The sequence below is a fragment of the Borreliella bavariensis PBi genome (assembly GCF_000196215.1).
In the GTDB taxonomy this organism is placed as follows: Bacteria; Spirochaetota; Spirochaetia; order Borreliales; family Borreliaceae; genus Borreliella; species Borreliella garinii.
In genome coordinates, this window is record NC_006156.1 from 663,500 (window position 1) to 679,762 (window position 16,263).

General features: G+C 25.4%; 9 protein-coding genes and 1 tRNA gene. 4 read left to right on the plus strand and 6 right to left on the minus strand.

The window, feature by feature from the left end:
• The first annotated feature begins 36 nt into the window (after nucleotides 1–36).
• Nucleotides 37–960, plus strand: a complete 924-nt coding sequence (pfkB, locus tag BG_RS03160; protein WP_011193937.1) for a 1-phosphofructokinase — start codon at nucleotides 37–39, stop codon at nucleotides 958–960.
• A 74-nt stretch (nucleotides 961–1,034) separates the two neighbouring features.
• Here the strand turns inward: pfkB and BG_RS03165 are convergent, their stop codons facing one another.
• The 6 genes from BG_RS03165 to BG_RS03190 all read right to left on the minus strand — a co-directional run bounded on the left by BG_RS03165 (nucleotide 1,035) and on the right by BG_RS03190 (nucleotide 11,646).
• A complete protein-coding gene (locus tag BG_RS03165) occupies nucleotides 1,035–1,349 on the minus strand; it encodes a hypothetical protein (RefSeq protein WP_011193938.1) in 315 nt (104 codons plus the stop codon).
• A 155-nt stretch (nucleotides 1,350–1,504) separates the two neighbouring features.
• Nucleotides 1,505–1,578: transfer RNA gene (locus tag BG_RS03170), tRNA-Asp, on the minus strand.
• A 38-nt stretch (nucleotides 1,579–1,616) separates the two neighbouring features.
• Nucleotides 1,617–3,449 carry an exodeoxyribonuclease V subunit alpha gene (recD, locus tag BG_RS03175; protein WP_011193939.1) on the minus strand — a complete coding sequence of 611 codons (1,833 nt, stop codon included), beginning with the start codon at nucleotides 3,447–3,449 and terminating at the stop codon, nucleotides 1,617–1,619.
• On the minus strand, nucleotides 3,446–6,952 hold the full coding sequence (gene recB, locus BG_RS03180; protein WP_011193940.1) for an exodeoxyribonuclease V subunit beta: 3,507 nt from the start codon (nucleotides 6,950–6,952) through the stop codon (nucleotides 3,446–3,448). The genes recD and recB overlap by 4 nt, the downstream gene beginning before the upstream one ends.
• Before the next feature lie 5 nt (nucleotides 6,953–6,957).
• Entirely contained in the window at nucleotides 6,958–10,197 is a 3,240-nt protein-coding gene (locus tag BG_RS03185; RefSeq protein ID WP_011193941.1) for a PD-(D/E)XK nuclease family protein, read from the minus strand.
• Between the two features lie 3 nt (nucleotides 10,198–10,200).
• Nucleotides 10,201–11,646, minus strand: coding sequence for a nicotinate phosphoribosyltransferase (locus tag BG_RS03190; protein ID WP_011193942.1), 1,446 nt, complete (start codon nucleotides 11,644–11,646; stop codon nucleotides 10,201–10,203).
• Between the two features lie 112 nt (nucleotides 11,647–11,758).
• Between BG_RS03190 and zwf the strand changes: the two genes are divergently transcribed.
• From zwf to BG_RS03205, 3 genes are all read left to right on the plus strand, one after another.
• Nucleotides 11,759–13,195 carry a glucose-6-phosphate dehydrogenase gene (gene zwf / locus BG_RS03195; RefSeq protein WP_011193943.1) on the plus strand — a complete coding sequence of 479 codons (1,437 nt, stop codon included), beginning with the start codon at nucleotides 11,759–11,761 and terminating at the stop codon, nucleotides 13,193–13,195.
• 261 nt (nucleotides 13,196–13,456) lie between these two features.
• Nucleotides 13,457–14,800: a Na+/H+ antiporter NhaC family protein gene (locus tag BG_RS03200; RefSeq protein ID WP_011193944.1), complete on the plus strand. Its 1,344-nt coding sequence runs from the start codon at nucleotides 13,457–13,459 to the stop codon at nucleotides 14,798–14,800.
• 99 nt (nucleotides 14,801–14,899) lie between these two features.
• Complete coding sequence (locus BG_RS03205; protein ID WP_011193945.1) at nucleotides 14,900–16,255, plus strand: Na+/H+ antiporter NhaC family protein; 1,356 nt, start codon at nucleotides 14,900–14,902, stop codon at nucleotides 16,253–16,255.
• Nucleotides 16,256–16,263 lie beyond the last annotated feature (8 nt).

Below are 16,263 nucleotides of genomic sequence, written 5' to 3' on the forward strand. Positions count from 1 at the left end.
TTATTTAATTAATTTTATCAATTAAAGGAGATTATCTTGATATATACTCTAACACTTAATCCTTCTGTGGATTATAAAATAGTTTTAAAAGAATTTCAGGAAGAAAGTCTTAATTATGCTTTGAATAACAATTTCTTTGCTGGTGGTAAGGGGATAAATGTAAGCACTGTTCTTAAAAATTTAGGAAAGTCCAGTACGGCGCTTGGATTTTTAGGGGGTTTTACAGGTGATTATATTAAATCTTCTCTTGATTCTAAGGGTATAAAAAACGATTTTATTAAAATAAAATATGATACAAGATTAAATATTAAAATGATAGCAAATGGCAGAGAAACAGAAATTAATGCCAATTCTCCAGATATTTTTGAAAATGAATTTAAACTTTTGAAAGATAAGCTTAAAAGTTTAACAAATAATAGTATATTGGTGATGTCGGGAAGCGTTCCTGCAGCTCTTGGTGAGAATGCATACAATGAAATATCTAACACCATTTCTAATGATGTTAAGCTTATAATTGATACTAGTGGTAAACCTTTAAAAAAAATTCTTAGATTAAATCCCTTTTTAATAAAACCCAATATTTATGAACTTGAGGATCTTTTTAATGCCAAATTAAATTCTACAAAAGAACTAATTAAAATTGGGAAAAATATTGTAGAAAGTGGAGTTCAAAATATTATAATTTCCATGGGAAGTGACGGAGCTATTTTTATTGGTAGTAAAAATGTTGCTTTTAGAGCCTTTGTTCCAAAGATCAGCTCTGCTAGCACTATTGGAGCAGGAGACTCTGTGATTGCAGGATTTGTGTATGCTTTTGATAATAGAAATACTTTGAAAGACTCATTTAAATTTGGTGTTGCGGCTGGTACAGCTACGGCATTAAAAGGTAGTCTTTGTGAATTTCAAGATGTTGAAAAAATGCTTTGTGAGATTGGGATTGAGGATATTTGTATTTCTTAATCTTTTAAATCGAGCTGAAGATTTGATTTTGAAACTTTACTGTAGCTTTTTAAAAGCTACAGTATTTAGTTTGCTTAAATTTTTAATTTTGACTTATATAACTTATTTGCTGTTAGGACTAATCCTGTAATTGCTAACAATGTAAGTATAGCTATGCTTGTAAACGAGCTTGTTGTATTTGTTTGAGTAATTTTTGCAGCGATTTCTGTAGTTTTTTCATCGCAAACACAGTTAACATATCCACATATTGGGCAGATTTCTTCTACTCCAAATTGGCTTAAGTTTTCATTTTGAATTATATTCCCTTTTGTTATTATGCTGGCTTGCGCGAAAACAGATGTTGAAATCAATAGTAAAGCAGTGAAAAATAAGCATTTTTTTAGATTCATTTTACCTTCTCCTTATAGATTTTATTTTTTTTTAATTACTTAAATTATAGCTTTTAAATTGAATATTTGTAATTTTTTATTATCCAAAACTCGCTAGAGTAGTAATAAATTCTCTAAGAAAAACTGTTGATATAATAAATTGAAAAAGTTGTTATCGGGAGCGACGGGTCTCGAACCCGCGACCTCCTGCGTGACAGGCAGGCGTTCTAACCATCTGAACTACGCCCCCAAAGTCATACTTTTTTTAAGATTATAGTGGTTTTTAATTTATTTGTCAATTTCTTTAAATGAGTTTAAGTGTTCTAGTATTTTTGAATCTCTTTTAATAGATTTTTTACTTAGCTTAAGAATAGTCTCTTTGTTAGAAATTATTTCTAAACTATCTTTAGCCCTTGTTATTGCAGTATACATAAGTTCTTTTGTCAAAAAAGGGTTATTTTCTAATATTACTTTTATATGTTTATATTCAGATCCTTGGCTTTTGTGTATTGTTGTAGCAAAGCTGAATTCATAATTTGTTAGTAAATCTAAATTTATTTTTTTATATTTTTCATTTTTTCTTTGAAATAAGGCATAAAACTTAGAATTTTCATTAAAAATTATGCCCCGTTCTCCATTAAATAATTTATTTTTATAGTCAGTTTTAGTTATCATTATTATTTGACCAATAAAGTTTCCATAGGTCTTTTTTAGGTAATTTTTTATTATTTCATTTAATGTTTTAGTTCCAAATTTTCCAAAATTCTTTGAACTTAAAATTATATTTTCAAGCAAAGTTTCAAGCATTGTTTCAATTTTTGATTCTTTTAGTAATTTAAGATTAAAAGTGGGTATTTTTCTATATAAATTGTTTATATATTCTATTAGATCTTTTTTTAAGTTTATTTTTTCTATTTCTTTTAATTTAATATTTTTATTGTTATTAATGTATTTGCAAATCAAGGTACTATCTTCTTTGTATATGGCTTTTGAGAGCAAGTTTATTTCTTTGTTGCTTCTAAAATTTTCTTTAAGATCTTCTACATTGTCATTAGTTATTTTTTTTATTCCTAGAAGACTTGAATATACATTTCCTTCATTTACCGATGGGAGTTGATTTTTATCTCCTACTATTATTAATTTAGTAGTTATTGGTGTTGCTTTTAATAGCTTTAAAAAAGTATATGCATCTACCATTGAAGCTTCGTCAATGATTATTACATCAAAATTTAGTTGATTTTCTTCATCATATAGATTTTTTTTGTTTATAAATTTGATTCCCAATAGTTTTTGGATTGTATTGCATTCTATTTCTAAATTTTTGAATGAATAGTCAATACTTGTTTGTAGTCTTAAACTAGCTTTTCCTGTAGGTGCTGTAATTGCTACTAATCTTTTTTTTGTATTGTTCAATGTTTGATTAATTGCTTTTAAGATATAGTTAATAGTTGTGGTTTTGCCTGTTCCAGGGCCTCCGCTCAATAAAAAGAAGTTGCTTTTTAATGCTTTTCTCACTGATGTAATTTGCTCTTTATTTAAATTACTGGTGTTTAAATTTGATATTATATTTTTTATTTCGTTGTCATTTAATTCACTTTTATGGTTTTCTAATCTTTTTATAATTTGTTTTATTAACTCTTCTTCTTCTCTATAGTTTTTTTGAGTATAAATGTAGATATTGTTTTCTAGGATTAGGGGAGTTGTAATTTTAAGTTTATTAAATTCCATTAGTATATTATTTTTTTTTAAAAGTGAGACTATATTATTAATAGTTTTTAGACCCCCAAATATTTCTAACCCTTTTAGCATTTTTATTGATTTGTTATAACTTTTATTGGTTTTTTCTAGGTTGTCTTTTGTTAATGTTATTGTATTTTGAATATCTTTTGCTAATAGCTTTATATTAGCTCTTAAGTGGCCTTTATCATAGTAGTTAAATAAAAATATTAAAAATATTACAATATTTTCATCGTTTATGGACTTTGCAAGTGTTTGTGCTTTATAATAATTTTTTTTATTGATATTTAAAAGTTCAATCATTTCATAAAGCTTAAGCTCAGGAATTAAGAATTTTTTGTTTTTATCTTTTAAAAATTCTCTTAATACTAAAAAATCTCTCATAAGTGCCTTTTAATACTTAATTCTAAGATAATTTTATCTAAATCCACGTCATTGAATTTTGGAAGATCAAAATAAATGCCATTTTCAGATTTTGATTGCAAGCATTCAATATTGTCTTTAAATGCTCTTGTAAAAAGATATATTATTCCGCCAAATTTTTGATTATATTCTCTTTTGTTTTTAAATAAAATTTTTTTTATTCCAAGTGCATATATTTTATATTGCAAATCATAATATTCTTTTTTTATTATATTTTCTAAATTTGTTATATTATAATCATTTTTATCTTTTCCAAGGTAATTTGTTTTGTAATCGAGGATATATATTTTATTATTAGCTTTAAATATGAGATCTACTATTCCTTTTAAATATCCATCACTTAGTTTTATGTGAAGATCTTCAAAGTGGTTTTCAAAAAGATATTTTTGTTTTTGAACTTTAGAATTTATTTTGATTAAAAATTCCATTTCTTTTTGTAATTCTTCAATATCACACAGACGAGTATTAATTGCTCTTATATTATAAGTTAGTATATTGTAAATCATTTTAGTGAATGAATTTTGTATTTCTATTGTATTCAGGTTTGAGTTAATTTTTTGTATTTGTTTTTTAATAATTTCAATGTTAATTTGTTTAAAATTATCAAACGTATCTTTTGCTGTACTAAAGACTATTTCCTCCATGGCAGCATGTAAAATGTTTCCGCTATCTTTTCCTTTAGGTAGAGTCTCTTCTAGTGTAGTTTCGTAATCAAGATCAGTTTCTTTTTCATAGTTGGTATTTTTAAAATCATAGTTTTCGTAAAATGTTGTATGATGAGCATGCGCTGTTAAACTTGAAAAACTAGATGTATATTCTTTTTTAAACATGTTTTTAATTATTGGTTTTGGGGGAATTAATTCCATATTTACATTTGCATTGTTCTTTTTTTTATTTAATCTTTTTTGGCTAATAAATTGATATATGTTAAAGTCATGATTTATATCATCTATAGTAAAACTTTTTGCTATTTCTAATAATTTGCTAGTTATGCTATTTGTTTTTGTAATAAAAAGAGCAAATTTAGCTCTTGTTGCTCCCACATAAAATATATTTTTTTCTTCACTTAGTATTTTTAGTCTTGCATATTTTTTGTTTTCTTCCAATTTAAAAAAATCATATTCAATGTTTCCGTTTTTATAAAATTTGTAAAAATGATTTTTTTTTGAAAAAATATTGCTATTTTCTACTGGAGATGTATTTATTAAGAATACAATATTCATACTAAGCCCTTTTGATTTGTGTATTGTGATCAACTCTATAGATTCATTATCATTATTTATATTATTTGCTTTTTCTTCTATTTCTTCAGACTCTTCGTTTATTATTAAACTTTCTAAACTAGAGATTAGAGATTGTATGTTTTGTTCTTTATAATATATTCTAGAGATGATCTCAAGTGCTGTTTCATAGTTTTTTAAATTTTCAAGCTTGCTTTCTTTAATGAGAAGACCTTTGTAATTTATTTTGTTTTTTGCCCATTCAATAATTTTTGGATCCTTAGTGCTATTTGCAATTTTGATCCACAAGTTTTTTTCTAATGTGATTTTATTAATTGCATTTATTAATGTTATTTCATTTTTTTCAAGCAAAACTGTTATATTTTCAATAAATTCTTCTATAAGTTGAATTTTTTCTTGTTTGATTAAAATTTTTTGCAAATCCCATGGTACATTTAATATTTTGCTGTTTAGAATATAATTTAAGTTTTTAAAACTTTGTTTTCGGTCTAAGCATTTAAGTATATAGAAAATTTCGTTAAATTCTTTGGTTTTTAAAACTTTTTCTTGGGTTTTGTTTGTTCGGATTTGCTCTTTTTGTAATGCTTTATCTATTAAATTGATTTCATTTTTTCCTCTACAAAGTACTTTAATGTCTTGCATTTCAATATTTCTAATCTTATTATTCTCAACAATTGTTCCATGTGTAAGTAAGTATTTTATTGTTAATGCTGTTTTTTGGTAAATGTCTTCTTCGTTTTCGGTAGTTGTGGTTATTATATTGATTCCTTCTATTTCTTGTCCGTTGATTAAAATATTATTGTCATTTTTTTGATTTGGAAGTGAATTGGTAAATTCAATTTTTTCAATTTCATCGGATATCGCATTATTGTATATATTATTAAAAATTCTATTTAAAGGTTCTATGAGTTTTTTACTTGATCTGTGATTTGTTTTTAGCACAATTCTAGCATCTGTTTTGATTTTATTTTTTATTTCTTTGTTATAAAATGCAATGTCTGCTTTTCTAAAGGAATATATTATCTGTTTTGGATCAGCTATGAATATTAATTTTATTTCCGCTGTTTTTAATATTTTAAATATTTCGATTTGCATCAAGCTTAGGTCTTGAGCCTCATCAATTAAAATGATTTTGTATCGATTTTTAATTGCATTTAGAAGTTTCTGATCTTCTGATTTTAAATAATTTTTTAAATTTGAAATTATGTAATTTTGATCTATTGTGTTTGTTGATTTAATAATTTTTTTTAGTTCTTTTTCTATATATTTTAGTATTTTGTATTCAACTTTTAAAATAATATATTGCTTTAAATTATTTCTATTTTTATTTCTATTGTCTTCTGATTTATATTTTTCATGTTTAATATTAATTCCTAAATAGATTAAATCATTTTTAATCTTAAGTTCTTTAGGTAATAATTTAGCATTTTTTTTAGTTTCTTTTTCTATTAGAGTTGAAAAAAATTTATTTTTTAATAATGTTTCTGCTATTTTGAATATGTCGTTTTCTTTAGAATATTCTATTTCAAGTTTACCAGTTTGAATATGTTTATTGTAAAAACTTAATATTTCATTTGCTGTCATTTGGTCTAAGTTTTCTATTATTTTGTTGTAATCTTTTATCAATTCTTCTTTTTTAAGAAGAATGTTTTCAAATGATGTTTGGGTTTTAAGCCAATCTCCGAGCTCTTGAGTTGTATCCCTTTCGTAAGCTTTTTTTATTTTAAGAACAATTTCTTCTGTTTTTTTAGCATCAGATTTAAATACTTTAAGTTCATAGTCTTTGATATCAAGAGCTTGAATCAAGCTATCTGATTTTCTTAAAAAGTCATACACTATTTCATCTATTTCTTTTGAAAATTTTTCTTTAGGTTTATATTTGGAATAATTTTCTGTTTCAATTTGAAAATTATTTAAGGCATGTAATGCGAATTTATTGATTGTTGATATAAAGAGTTTTTTTGATTGCTCATAAGCTTCTTTTAAAATTTCATTTGTTTTTGAGCCCAAAAAAGCATTTTCTATTGCTTTTAGTATCCTTGTATGCATTTCCTCTGTGGCTTTGTTTGTAAAAGTTAATACCAAAACTTCATTTATGGAGTATAGTTTAGTTTTAATTAAATTTATAACCAAATTTTCAAGTATGTGGGTTTTGCCAGTGCCTGCTGATGCTTCTATTAATATTGTTGTGTTATTTTGAACTTTTTCTAGGATTTTGTCCATTAATTTTAATTTTTTGTCCTTGCGAATTTAATATAAAATTTTTCTATCAATATTAGTAAATTTTTGTCTAGCTTTAAATCATGAGTATCTTTAAATCTATTATAGTAATCACATAGTGTTATTTCGCTAGTTTTTAAGAATCTCTCGTGTGATTTGCTTGTGAAATAGGCTTTGGAAGGGTTTTTTATTTGCATTTTTATGAGATTCTTAAAGCAATTTGAAAAATTATTTTGATTTATTTTTGTTAAAATTTTAATTATCGAGCTTTGATAAATTGGAGTTGGATAGCTTGATATGTATGCAAATTGCATAAGTATATTTCCAATGTCATCAATTATTATTTCTTCGTTGTGATACAAAATAGTTGTTTTAGCAGATAAGCTTTCAAGATTAATTTTTACTTCTGTTAATGAATTGAAATTTTGTATTTCTTTTTTTATTAGCAGTCCTGTTATATATAAATCTATTTCATTTTTTATTTTATCTGGAATGCTGCAATAGTCTTTTTTTACAAAATTTAAATAAAAATAATCGTTTTCAATTTTATATAGATTCTCAATATCTTTTTTTAATTCAAATTCTATATATTTTTTTTGAAAATTTAGTTTTATTGTTTGACAAAATTTAATTTTGGCTTCAATCATTATTGAAAGGTTTTTAAGATTTTCAGCAGCATTATATTTTAATTTATTTATTTTTGTAAAGATATCACTCACAATCGTTTTTTGATCTATGTTGAAAGGAATACTTCCTTGTTGTATTTCATATCTAATATGGTTTTTAATAATTTCTATTGCTTTATCCGTATCATATTTTTTACCCATTATGTATTCATGCAGTAGTGTTGAATTTTTTATAAGTCTGTAAATAATCTCAATAGTGCTGAAAATTTGTTCTTCTTGTTTTTCTTTGATTTCATTTTCTAATCTTATGTCTTGTATTTTAACGTTTAAAGTTTTTTCATAAAAATGTTTATAAGGATTAGAAAGGGCGCTTTTTAATTCGTATAAATTTAATTTAATTGGACCTTCTAGTTGAATTTTGTTTTGCTTAAATTTAATTGGCTTAGAATTTTGTAGTATTTTTGCGATGTTAAAGGCTTCTAAATCATAGTTTATTAAATAATTTTCTTTTACATCTTTAAAGTATGCTAGGTCATGGTTTTCATTTGGATGCTTTTCTATTTGAAAATTTTTTTCATATTTTTGTATGTGATCAAGTATTTTGTTTATTGTTTTTGATATATTAAGTTCTGGGTTTAGATTGTCTTGAAATGAGTAGTAAAGGTAAAATTTTTCTGATGTTGCAAAAATTAAATTAAAAAGATTCGCGATTGCCTCTTTTTCAGTGTTATTATATTCGCAGTATTCATTTAATAAATTCATATTATCATAATTTATCTTGGAGTTGAATTTTTGAAATCCCAAAAAATGAATTTCTTTTTTTTGAAGATATTCTATTTCTTTGTAATTGGCAATTAGTATTCCATTTTTTTTATACATTACTCCATATTTTTCTTTTTCAAGACTTTCTTCAAACATAATCTTAAAAAGATAAAATTCAATTTTTATTTCATTAATTTCTTTTAAATAGCTTTTGTAAAGATTGTCATTAAAATCTTTGGGGAAATTTTTAAAGGATTTTATTTTATTTTTTAAATATTCATCAGTTATATTAAATTCTTCAAGATCAATATATTTTTGAATAAAAATTTCTATTATTTCTGCCCATTCGTATACTTTATATGTTTTATTTTTAAAATAGTTTATATCTTCGTACAAACTTTTTACTATTGTTATAAGTTTTATTATTGATTCTTGATCTTGAAATCTTATGCTTTCTTTTGGAGTTTCACCTTCGTATTTTTCGTCAAATATTTCAGACATTAAAAATCGATTAAATCCGTCTTCCCATGAGTTTAAAAAGTTTTGATCATATTTTAAATTTTCTTTGTGAGTGCTGTTTGCACCAAAACTAATGTTCATTGCATCGCTAAATTCTATTAAATAGTTTAATTCAGAAGTTGATATATTAAATTTTTTCATTACTTTATTATTACTTAGCAGGTTGAATACTTCTTTTCTGCTGAAATTGCTAATTTTTTCGTTTTTTGATATAAAAAGATCCATTAGCCTTTTTAAGGCTATTATACTTTCTCCTTTTGACAAATTATTATAAGATAGAACACTGTATTCAATCTCATATTTATTTAGGCACTCTTCTATATATGGCAAATATTCATTAAAGCTTTCTTGCAAAGAAGTTATTGCTATTTCACTTAATTTTAGGTTATTTTTTTGCATTGAGTGTACAATTTGATTGACTAAAATTTCTACTTCACGTTTTTGATTTTTAGCTTCTATTATTTTAAAGCTATCGTCTAATTTTGAAAGCGGAGTTCCTCTTATAATGTTATTTTTAATGCTTGTTAAAAAATTTTCACCTTTAAATAATTCAATATCTACTTTTTCTAAAGCTTTATATTTTATTGGATTGATTTTTGCTTTTGTTAGCAATAATTCTTCAATAAGAGTAGATTTATAGTTGAGAAAATCTTCAAAAATTAATACATGCACTTCAAAATCAAAAATTTTTTCTAAAGAGTTAAGAATTTTTTTTTCAATCTCTCTATTATTGCCAATAAATATTATTTTTTTAATTTCAATTTCTATATTTTTTGTTGGTTTTTCCTGAATTGCTTTTTTATGTAAGTTTAAAATATTTTTTTGCTTTTCAAAGAGCTTTTTAAATAGTTCTTTTTGCATATTCTCGTAGGGTTTTAAATTTTCTTCTTGGAATAAAAATCCATCGTCTTCCCAGATTTCAATTAATTTTGAAAATTTTGAGTAATAATGGTGGAATAAATCTATTATTTTGGATGCAAAAAAGTACCTATTCTTTGCTGATTTGAAATCTTTTATGTATTTTAGTTTTTCAGTTTTTAATATGTTGTATAAAATGAATTTTTCTGTTTCCAAATAAAATGGAAAAGTGTTCTTTTCTATATATTTTTTTATATTGGGATTTTTTAAAAAAATTTCATATATGCTTTTTACAGCATTTTTTTTAATATTTAGATTATAAGAAATCTCATTTAGTCTTGCTATAGTTTTTTTAATTTCTTCTTTTAAAAGATCATTTTTTACTATTATGAGTGTTTCTTTTTTAAAGATATTGTCTTTTTGAGTTAATTCTTTTATTTTATTATAAATTTTATTTACTTTATTAGTTTTATATATATTCACAGATTAATTACTTTTATTATCTTTTATGAGTTTGTTTCTTAACTTTCTTAAGTTTTTACTTATACTTACTTTATATATATGGGGATTAATTATTCTTCTGTAAGTATGTTCAAGTCTACTTAAGTCAAGCTTCGTTTTATTTCTAATGTTGTTTAAACTAGATTCATAGCCTTTGCAAAGTTTTCCATTTTCTAAGACAGCGTGAATTAAAAATTCAAAATCGTCATATTGTTTGATAATTTTGAAAACATTATCTTGTATTGGATGAAAAATGGTAAATTCTTTTCTTAAGTTTAGATGGTCTTTAATTTCATCTTTTTCTTCTTTCAAAAATATAAAATCAAAGATCATTTGACCATTTAAATAGATTCTTGCAACTTCTTTTTGGTCAGGTAATGTTGATTTTTCTATGTTATTTGATATTTTCATTTTTGGTATAAATTTTCCATTTTTTTCTATAGAGATCATTTTATATACTCCTGAAAGATTTGGATCTCCTTTTGCTGTAACTAGATTTGTTCCAACGCCCCAAATATCAATTGGAGCATTTATTGAATTTAGATACATGATAATATTTTCGTCAAGCTCATTAGATGCAATAATTTTTACGTGATTTAATCCATTTCGGTTTAATTCTTTTCTTGCTTCTTTACTTAAATATTCAAGATCCCCACTGTCAATTCTTATTGAAAATTTATTTTTTTCCTCTTGTTTTAGCTCCTTAAATATCTTAATAGCATTTTTTAATCCACTATTAAGCGTGTCATAAGTATCAATTAGTAAACTTACTTTGTTTGGATAGGTCTTTGCATATTCTCTAAATGCTTGTTCTTCGCTTTCAAAACTCATTATCCAACTATGGGCCATTGTTCCTGTGACTGGTATATTGTATTTATACCCAGCAAGCATATTACTTGTAAAGTCCGCTCCTCCTATGTAGGCGGCTTTGCTAGCAGAGAGTGCGCCATTTATTCCTTGTGCTCTTCTTAACCCAAGTTCTGCTAAAATTTTTGCACCAGATTCTTTTATTCTTGCGGTTTTTGTTGCTATTAAACTTTCAAAGTTTATTATATTTAAAACCAGTCCTTCTATTAATAGTAATTCTATTAGATTCCCTTCAATCACAGCTACTGGGGTATAGGGGAAGACCAGGCGACCTTCTTCTATTGAGCTTATTTTTATGTTTAGTTTGAATTCTCTGAGAAAGTTTAAAAATTGTTTATCAAGTATATTCAAGCTTTTTAAATATTTAAGTTGATTTTCATTGAAACAAATATTTTTTAATTCATTAATTAATGTATGCATTCCAGCTAAAACAATATAACCATTTTTAAACGGTGTTTTTCTAAAAAAAACCTCAAATTTTGCTTTAGGATTAATGCCTTTTGTAAAATAAGCATTCATCATTGAAATTTCATAAAAATCTGTGAATAGTGATAGATTTTTCATTCTACTTATTATATACTAGTTTTGCTTGTAAAAAAATGATATTTAATTTTTATTTGTTAATGTTTATGAATGTGTTTTATATGTAATAAATTGACCAGATTGGGCTAATTATATGAAAGAAAAAAGTGTTTCTAATTTTGATATTGTAATTTTTGGAGTTACTGGGAATTTGTCTAGAAAAAAACTTATTCCTTCACTTTTTAACTTGTTTAAAAATAAATGTATTAGCAATTTTAGGGTTATTGGTTTTTCTCGTAAAATTTTTACAGATAAAGAATTTAGATTGTATATTAAAGATTCTTTATGGCAGGAAGAGACCGATTCTTTGATTGAAATTTTTTTAAATTTCTTTATTTATGTATTTGGTGATTTTAATGAAAATGAGCCTTATATAAAACTATTTAAATTTTTAGATAAAAGTCGAGAAACAATATATTATCTTTCGACGTCTCCTACATTTTATGGCCCAATAATTAATAATTTAAAAAAACATTTTGTAAGCGAAAGATTGACTTTATCAAAAATAGTTCTTGAAAAGCCTTTTGGCTCTAGTCTTGAGACAGCAAAAAAATTAAATAGTTTACTTTACTCTGCTTTTAGAGAAGATCAAATTTATAGAATAGACCACTATTTAGGTAAAGAGACAGTTCAAAATATTTTTACATTTAGATTCGGCAATTCTATTTTTGAAAATATTTGGAATAATCGTTATGTAGATTTTGTTCAGATTACGGTTGCAGAAGAATTAGGCCTTGATGGAAGGGCTGAATATTATGATTCTGTTGGTGCTTTAAAGGATATGGTTCAAAACCATATTTTACAATTGTTAAGTCTTGTTGCAATGGAGTCTCCCATTAAATTTGATTCTGAGTTTATTCATGATGAGAAAGTAAAAGTTTTAAAAAGTTTGAGGAAAATTAACAGAGAGGATATTAAGAATTGCATTGTTAAGGGGCAATATATAGGTTCACAAGTTCAAGGAGTTTTTAAAAAAGGCTATAAAGATGAAACAGAATCTTTGGGGAATTCAAATACTGAAACTTATTTAGCCATGAAAGTGTTTATTAATAATTGGCGCTGGTCTGGTGTTCCTTTTTATCTTAGAACCGGCAAAGGTCTTGCTAGAAAATTTTCAGAAATATATATTCAATTTAAAAAACCAAGCTTTACTCTTTTTAACAATAGTTCTGTTGATTTTTCTAATGCCTTAATATTTAGGATTCAACCAAGAGATGGAATTGAAATTAAATTCAATACCAAGAAGCCCGGATATAATTATGAAATTCAAACTGCTAATATGGAATTTTCATATTACGGGACATTTAAAAGATTGTTTGATGAGGCCTATGAGCGTTTATTGTTAGATGCTTTCTTAGGAGATGGCACTTTGTATGCAACAAGCGATGAGATTGAAAGTTCTTGGGAATTCGTTTCAGATATTGCAAATAAATGGGAAGATATTGAAATTTGTAATTATTTTTATGGATCTGAAGGACCAAAAGAAATAGATTCTATTTTAGAAAAAGATCATTTTTGGCGTAAAATTTAATTTTTCAGTTTCTTAATTTTAAAAGATAAATGAGATAAAAATTTTTATATCATTTATTCTTGTTTATTTTTAACGCTTACTTTATTTGTAATTTAAAGGCATCAAATTTTTATTTCTTTTTAGATATTTTAAGAAAATTAGGAATTTTTGTTCTTGAATTGATTGTAAATTTATGCAGCGATTAATAATTTGCGTTATCATTTAAAAAATATAAGTAATCTTTTTTTAAAAACAGTGCTTATATTTAAAGGATGTATATATATGGAAAATATTGAAGTAAGAGGTCAGCCAAATTTTTTTGGACTCGTTCCTTTTTTTGTTTTTATTATTATGTATTTAGGCACAGGGATTTATTTGGGGGTTATTGGGGTAGAAATGGCCTTTTATCAACTACCGGCCAGCGTTGCAATGTTTTTTGCTTCTATTGTTTGTTTTTTAGCTTTTAAAGGCAAATTTTCCGACAAAATTCACATATTTATTCAAGGAGCTGCTCAGTATGACATTATACTAATGTGTCTTATTTTTATGCTTTCGGGAGCTTTTTCTTTTCTTTGCAAAGAAATAGGCTGTGTTGAAACTGTAGCAAATTTAGGGATTAAGTATATTCATCCCAATTGGATTGTTTCTGGTATATTTTTTATAACCTGCTTTCTCTCTTTTTCTGCTGGTACTTCTGTTGGATCTATTGTTGCAATTGCTCCTATTGCTTTTAATATTGCTGTTAAAAGCAATATTAATCCAAATTTAATAGCAGCATCTGTAATGTGTGGAGCTATGTTTGGGGATAATCTTTCTTTAATATCAGATACAACTATTGTTTCTAGTCGAACTCAAGGCAGTAGTATCTTAGATGTTTTTATTAGCAGTAGTTTTTATGCTTTTCCATCTGCTATACTAACTTTTTTTTCTTTTTTCTTTCTTTCTGAAAATTTACTTAATACTACAAACCTTTTACATGAAAGTTCAATAGATTTGGTGAAAACTGTGCCTTATTTAATAATTATATTTTTTTCTTTGGCTGGGATGAATGTTTTTTTAGTTCTTTTTTGGGGCATTTTTTTTATATGCCTTATTAGTGTTTTTTACGGGAATTTACACCTTTTGGATGTAATGAAAAACATTAATAAAGGGTTTTTAAATATGGCGGATTTAATTTTTCTCTCAATGTTAACAGGGGAAGTGTCTTTTACTGTTATTCATAATGGAGGCTTTAAATGGTTGTTTATTAAATTGAAATCTTTAATTAGAGGGAAAAGTTCAGCTGAATTTTCTATTGGGGCTTTTGTTTCAATAATTGATGTGTTTCTTGCTAATAACACAATTGCCATACTTATTTGCGGTAAAGTAGCAAAAAAGATAGCTTTTGAAAATAATATTAGATTTCAAAGAAGTGCTTCTATTTTAGATATGTTTTCTTGTATTTTTCAGGGTATTATTCCTTATGGTGCTCAAATGATTATTCTAGTAGGCTTTTCAAATGGGCTTGTATCGCCAATTAGCGTTTTACCATTTTTAGTTTATTTTGGATTTTTATTGTTTTTTGTTATTTTATCTATTTTGGGAATTGATATAAAAAAAGTTTTTTTATATTTTTTAAAAAAATAAAAATTTTGAAAATTTTAAGATTTGTCTTGTTCAATTTTTATTTGTTTTATTTAGAATAAATTGCTTTTAATTGTGCTATATGATTTAGGAGGTTTAAAATTGGAAAGAGAAACTAATATAGTTCCAAATTTTTGGGGACTTACGCCTTTTTTTCTTTTTATAGGGATTTATATTGGTACAGGACTTGTTCTTTATTTTAATGGTGTAGAAAGGGCATTTTATCAAATGCCCCCCATATTTGCTATGTTTATTGCTATTGTTTTGACATTTATTGTTTTTAGGGGATCTTTTTTAGCAAAAATGAATAAATTTATTGAAGGTTGTGCTCAGCAAGATGTTATTTTTATATCTTTAATATTTATGTTATCCGGTGCTTTTTCTGCTGTTTGCAAAGAAATAGGAAGTGTTGAGGCTGTAGTAAATATTGGCCTTAAATATGTTCCATTTAATTTACTAGTATGTGGCATTTTTTTAATTACTCTTTTTTTGTCTTTTTCTACTGGAAGTTTTATGGGGACTATTGTTGCTGTTGCTCCTATTGCTTTGGAACTTGCAGATAAGGTGAACATTTCTCTTCCATTGGTTGCTGGCGCTATTCTTAGCGCTGGTGCATTTGGAGACAATATGTCTTTAATATCAGATACTCCTATTATTTCAAGTCATACTCAAAAGGTTAATATTGTTGATGTTTTTAAAAATGGAGCTTTTTATACGTTTCCAGCAGCAATTTTAGCAAGCATTGTTTTTGCATTTTTAGGTTCTTATTATAGTAAGACTGCTAATTTTATTATTGAGCCTAGTGATATAAATTTTTTTAAAATTGTTCCATATGTTTTTGTTATGGCTTTTGCAATTTCAGGCTTTAATGTATTTTTAGCCTTGTTTTTAGGGATTTTTGTTGCTGGTATTATTGGAATTTATTACTCAGATATTACTTTTTTATTGCTGGCTAAAAAAATCAATGAGGGATTTTTAGGCTTAGGAGAAATGTTTATTCTTGTTGTTTTTACAGGCGGAATTTCTTATATGGCAATTAAGTATGGGGGGTTTGATTGGTTACTGTTAAAATTGCAAAAAATGTCAAAGTCTAAAAGAACTTCGGAATTTGTAATTGTGTTTTTGGTTGGCATTTTGACAGTGTTTCTTGCAAATAATGGACTTGCTATTTTAATGAGTGGTTCTGTTGTAAGATCAATAACTCAAGAGAATAATTTAAATTCAAAACGTATTGCAGCTTTACTTTGTATGTCTTCGTGCTTTTTTTTAAGTATTTTGCCCCATAGTATGCATGTTATAGCTCTTGTAGATTTTACAAAAGGCAAGCTTTCTCCTTTTGACATTTTTCCATTTTTAATTTATCAAGGATTTTTAGTTTTATTGATTGTTTTGTCTATAATTGGACTTGATATAAGATTAGTATTTAGATCTTTTTTAAATAATAGCCAAAAATCTTAAAAGCTTTT

What these genes read in the sequence shown, in the direction of transcription:
- BG_RS03165 (WP_011193938.1), bottom strand. Translation starts at nt 1,349, where the DNA reads ATGAATCTAAAAAAATGCTTATTTTTCACTGCTTTACTATTGATTTCA.
- recD (WP_011193939.1), bottom strand. Translation starts at nt 3,449, where the DNA reads ATGAGAGATTTTTTAGTATTAAGAGAATTTTTAAAAGATAAAAACAAA.
- recB (WP_011193940.1), bottom strand. Translation starts at nt 6,952, where the DNA reads ATGGACAAAATCCTAGAAAAAGTTCAAAATAACACAACAATATTAATA.
- BG_RS03190 (WP_011193942.1), bottom strand. Translation starts at nt 11,646, where the DNA reads ATGAAAAATCTATCACTATTCACAGATTTTTATGAAATTTCAATGATG.
- zwf (WP_011193943.1), top strand. Translation starts at nt 11,759, where the DNA reads ATGAAAGAAAAAAGTGTTTCTAATTTTGATATTGTAATTTTTGGAGTT.
- BG_RS03200 (WP_011193944.1), top strand. Translation starts at nt 13,457, where the DNA reads ATGGAAAATATTGAAGTAAGAGGTCAGCCAAATTTTTTTGGACTCGTT.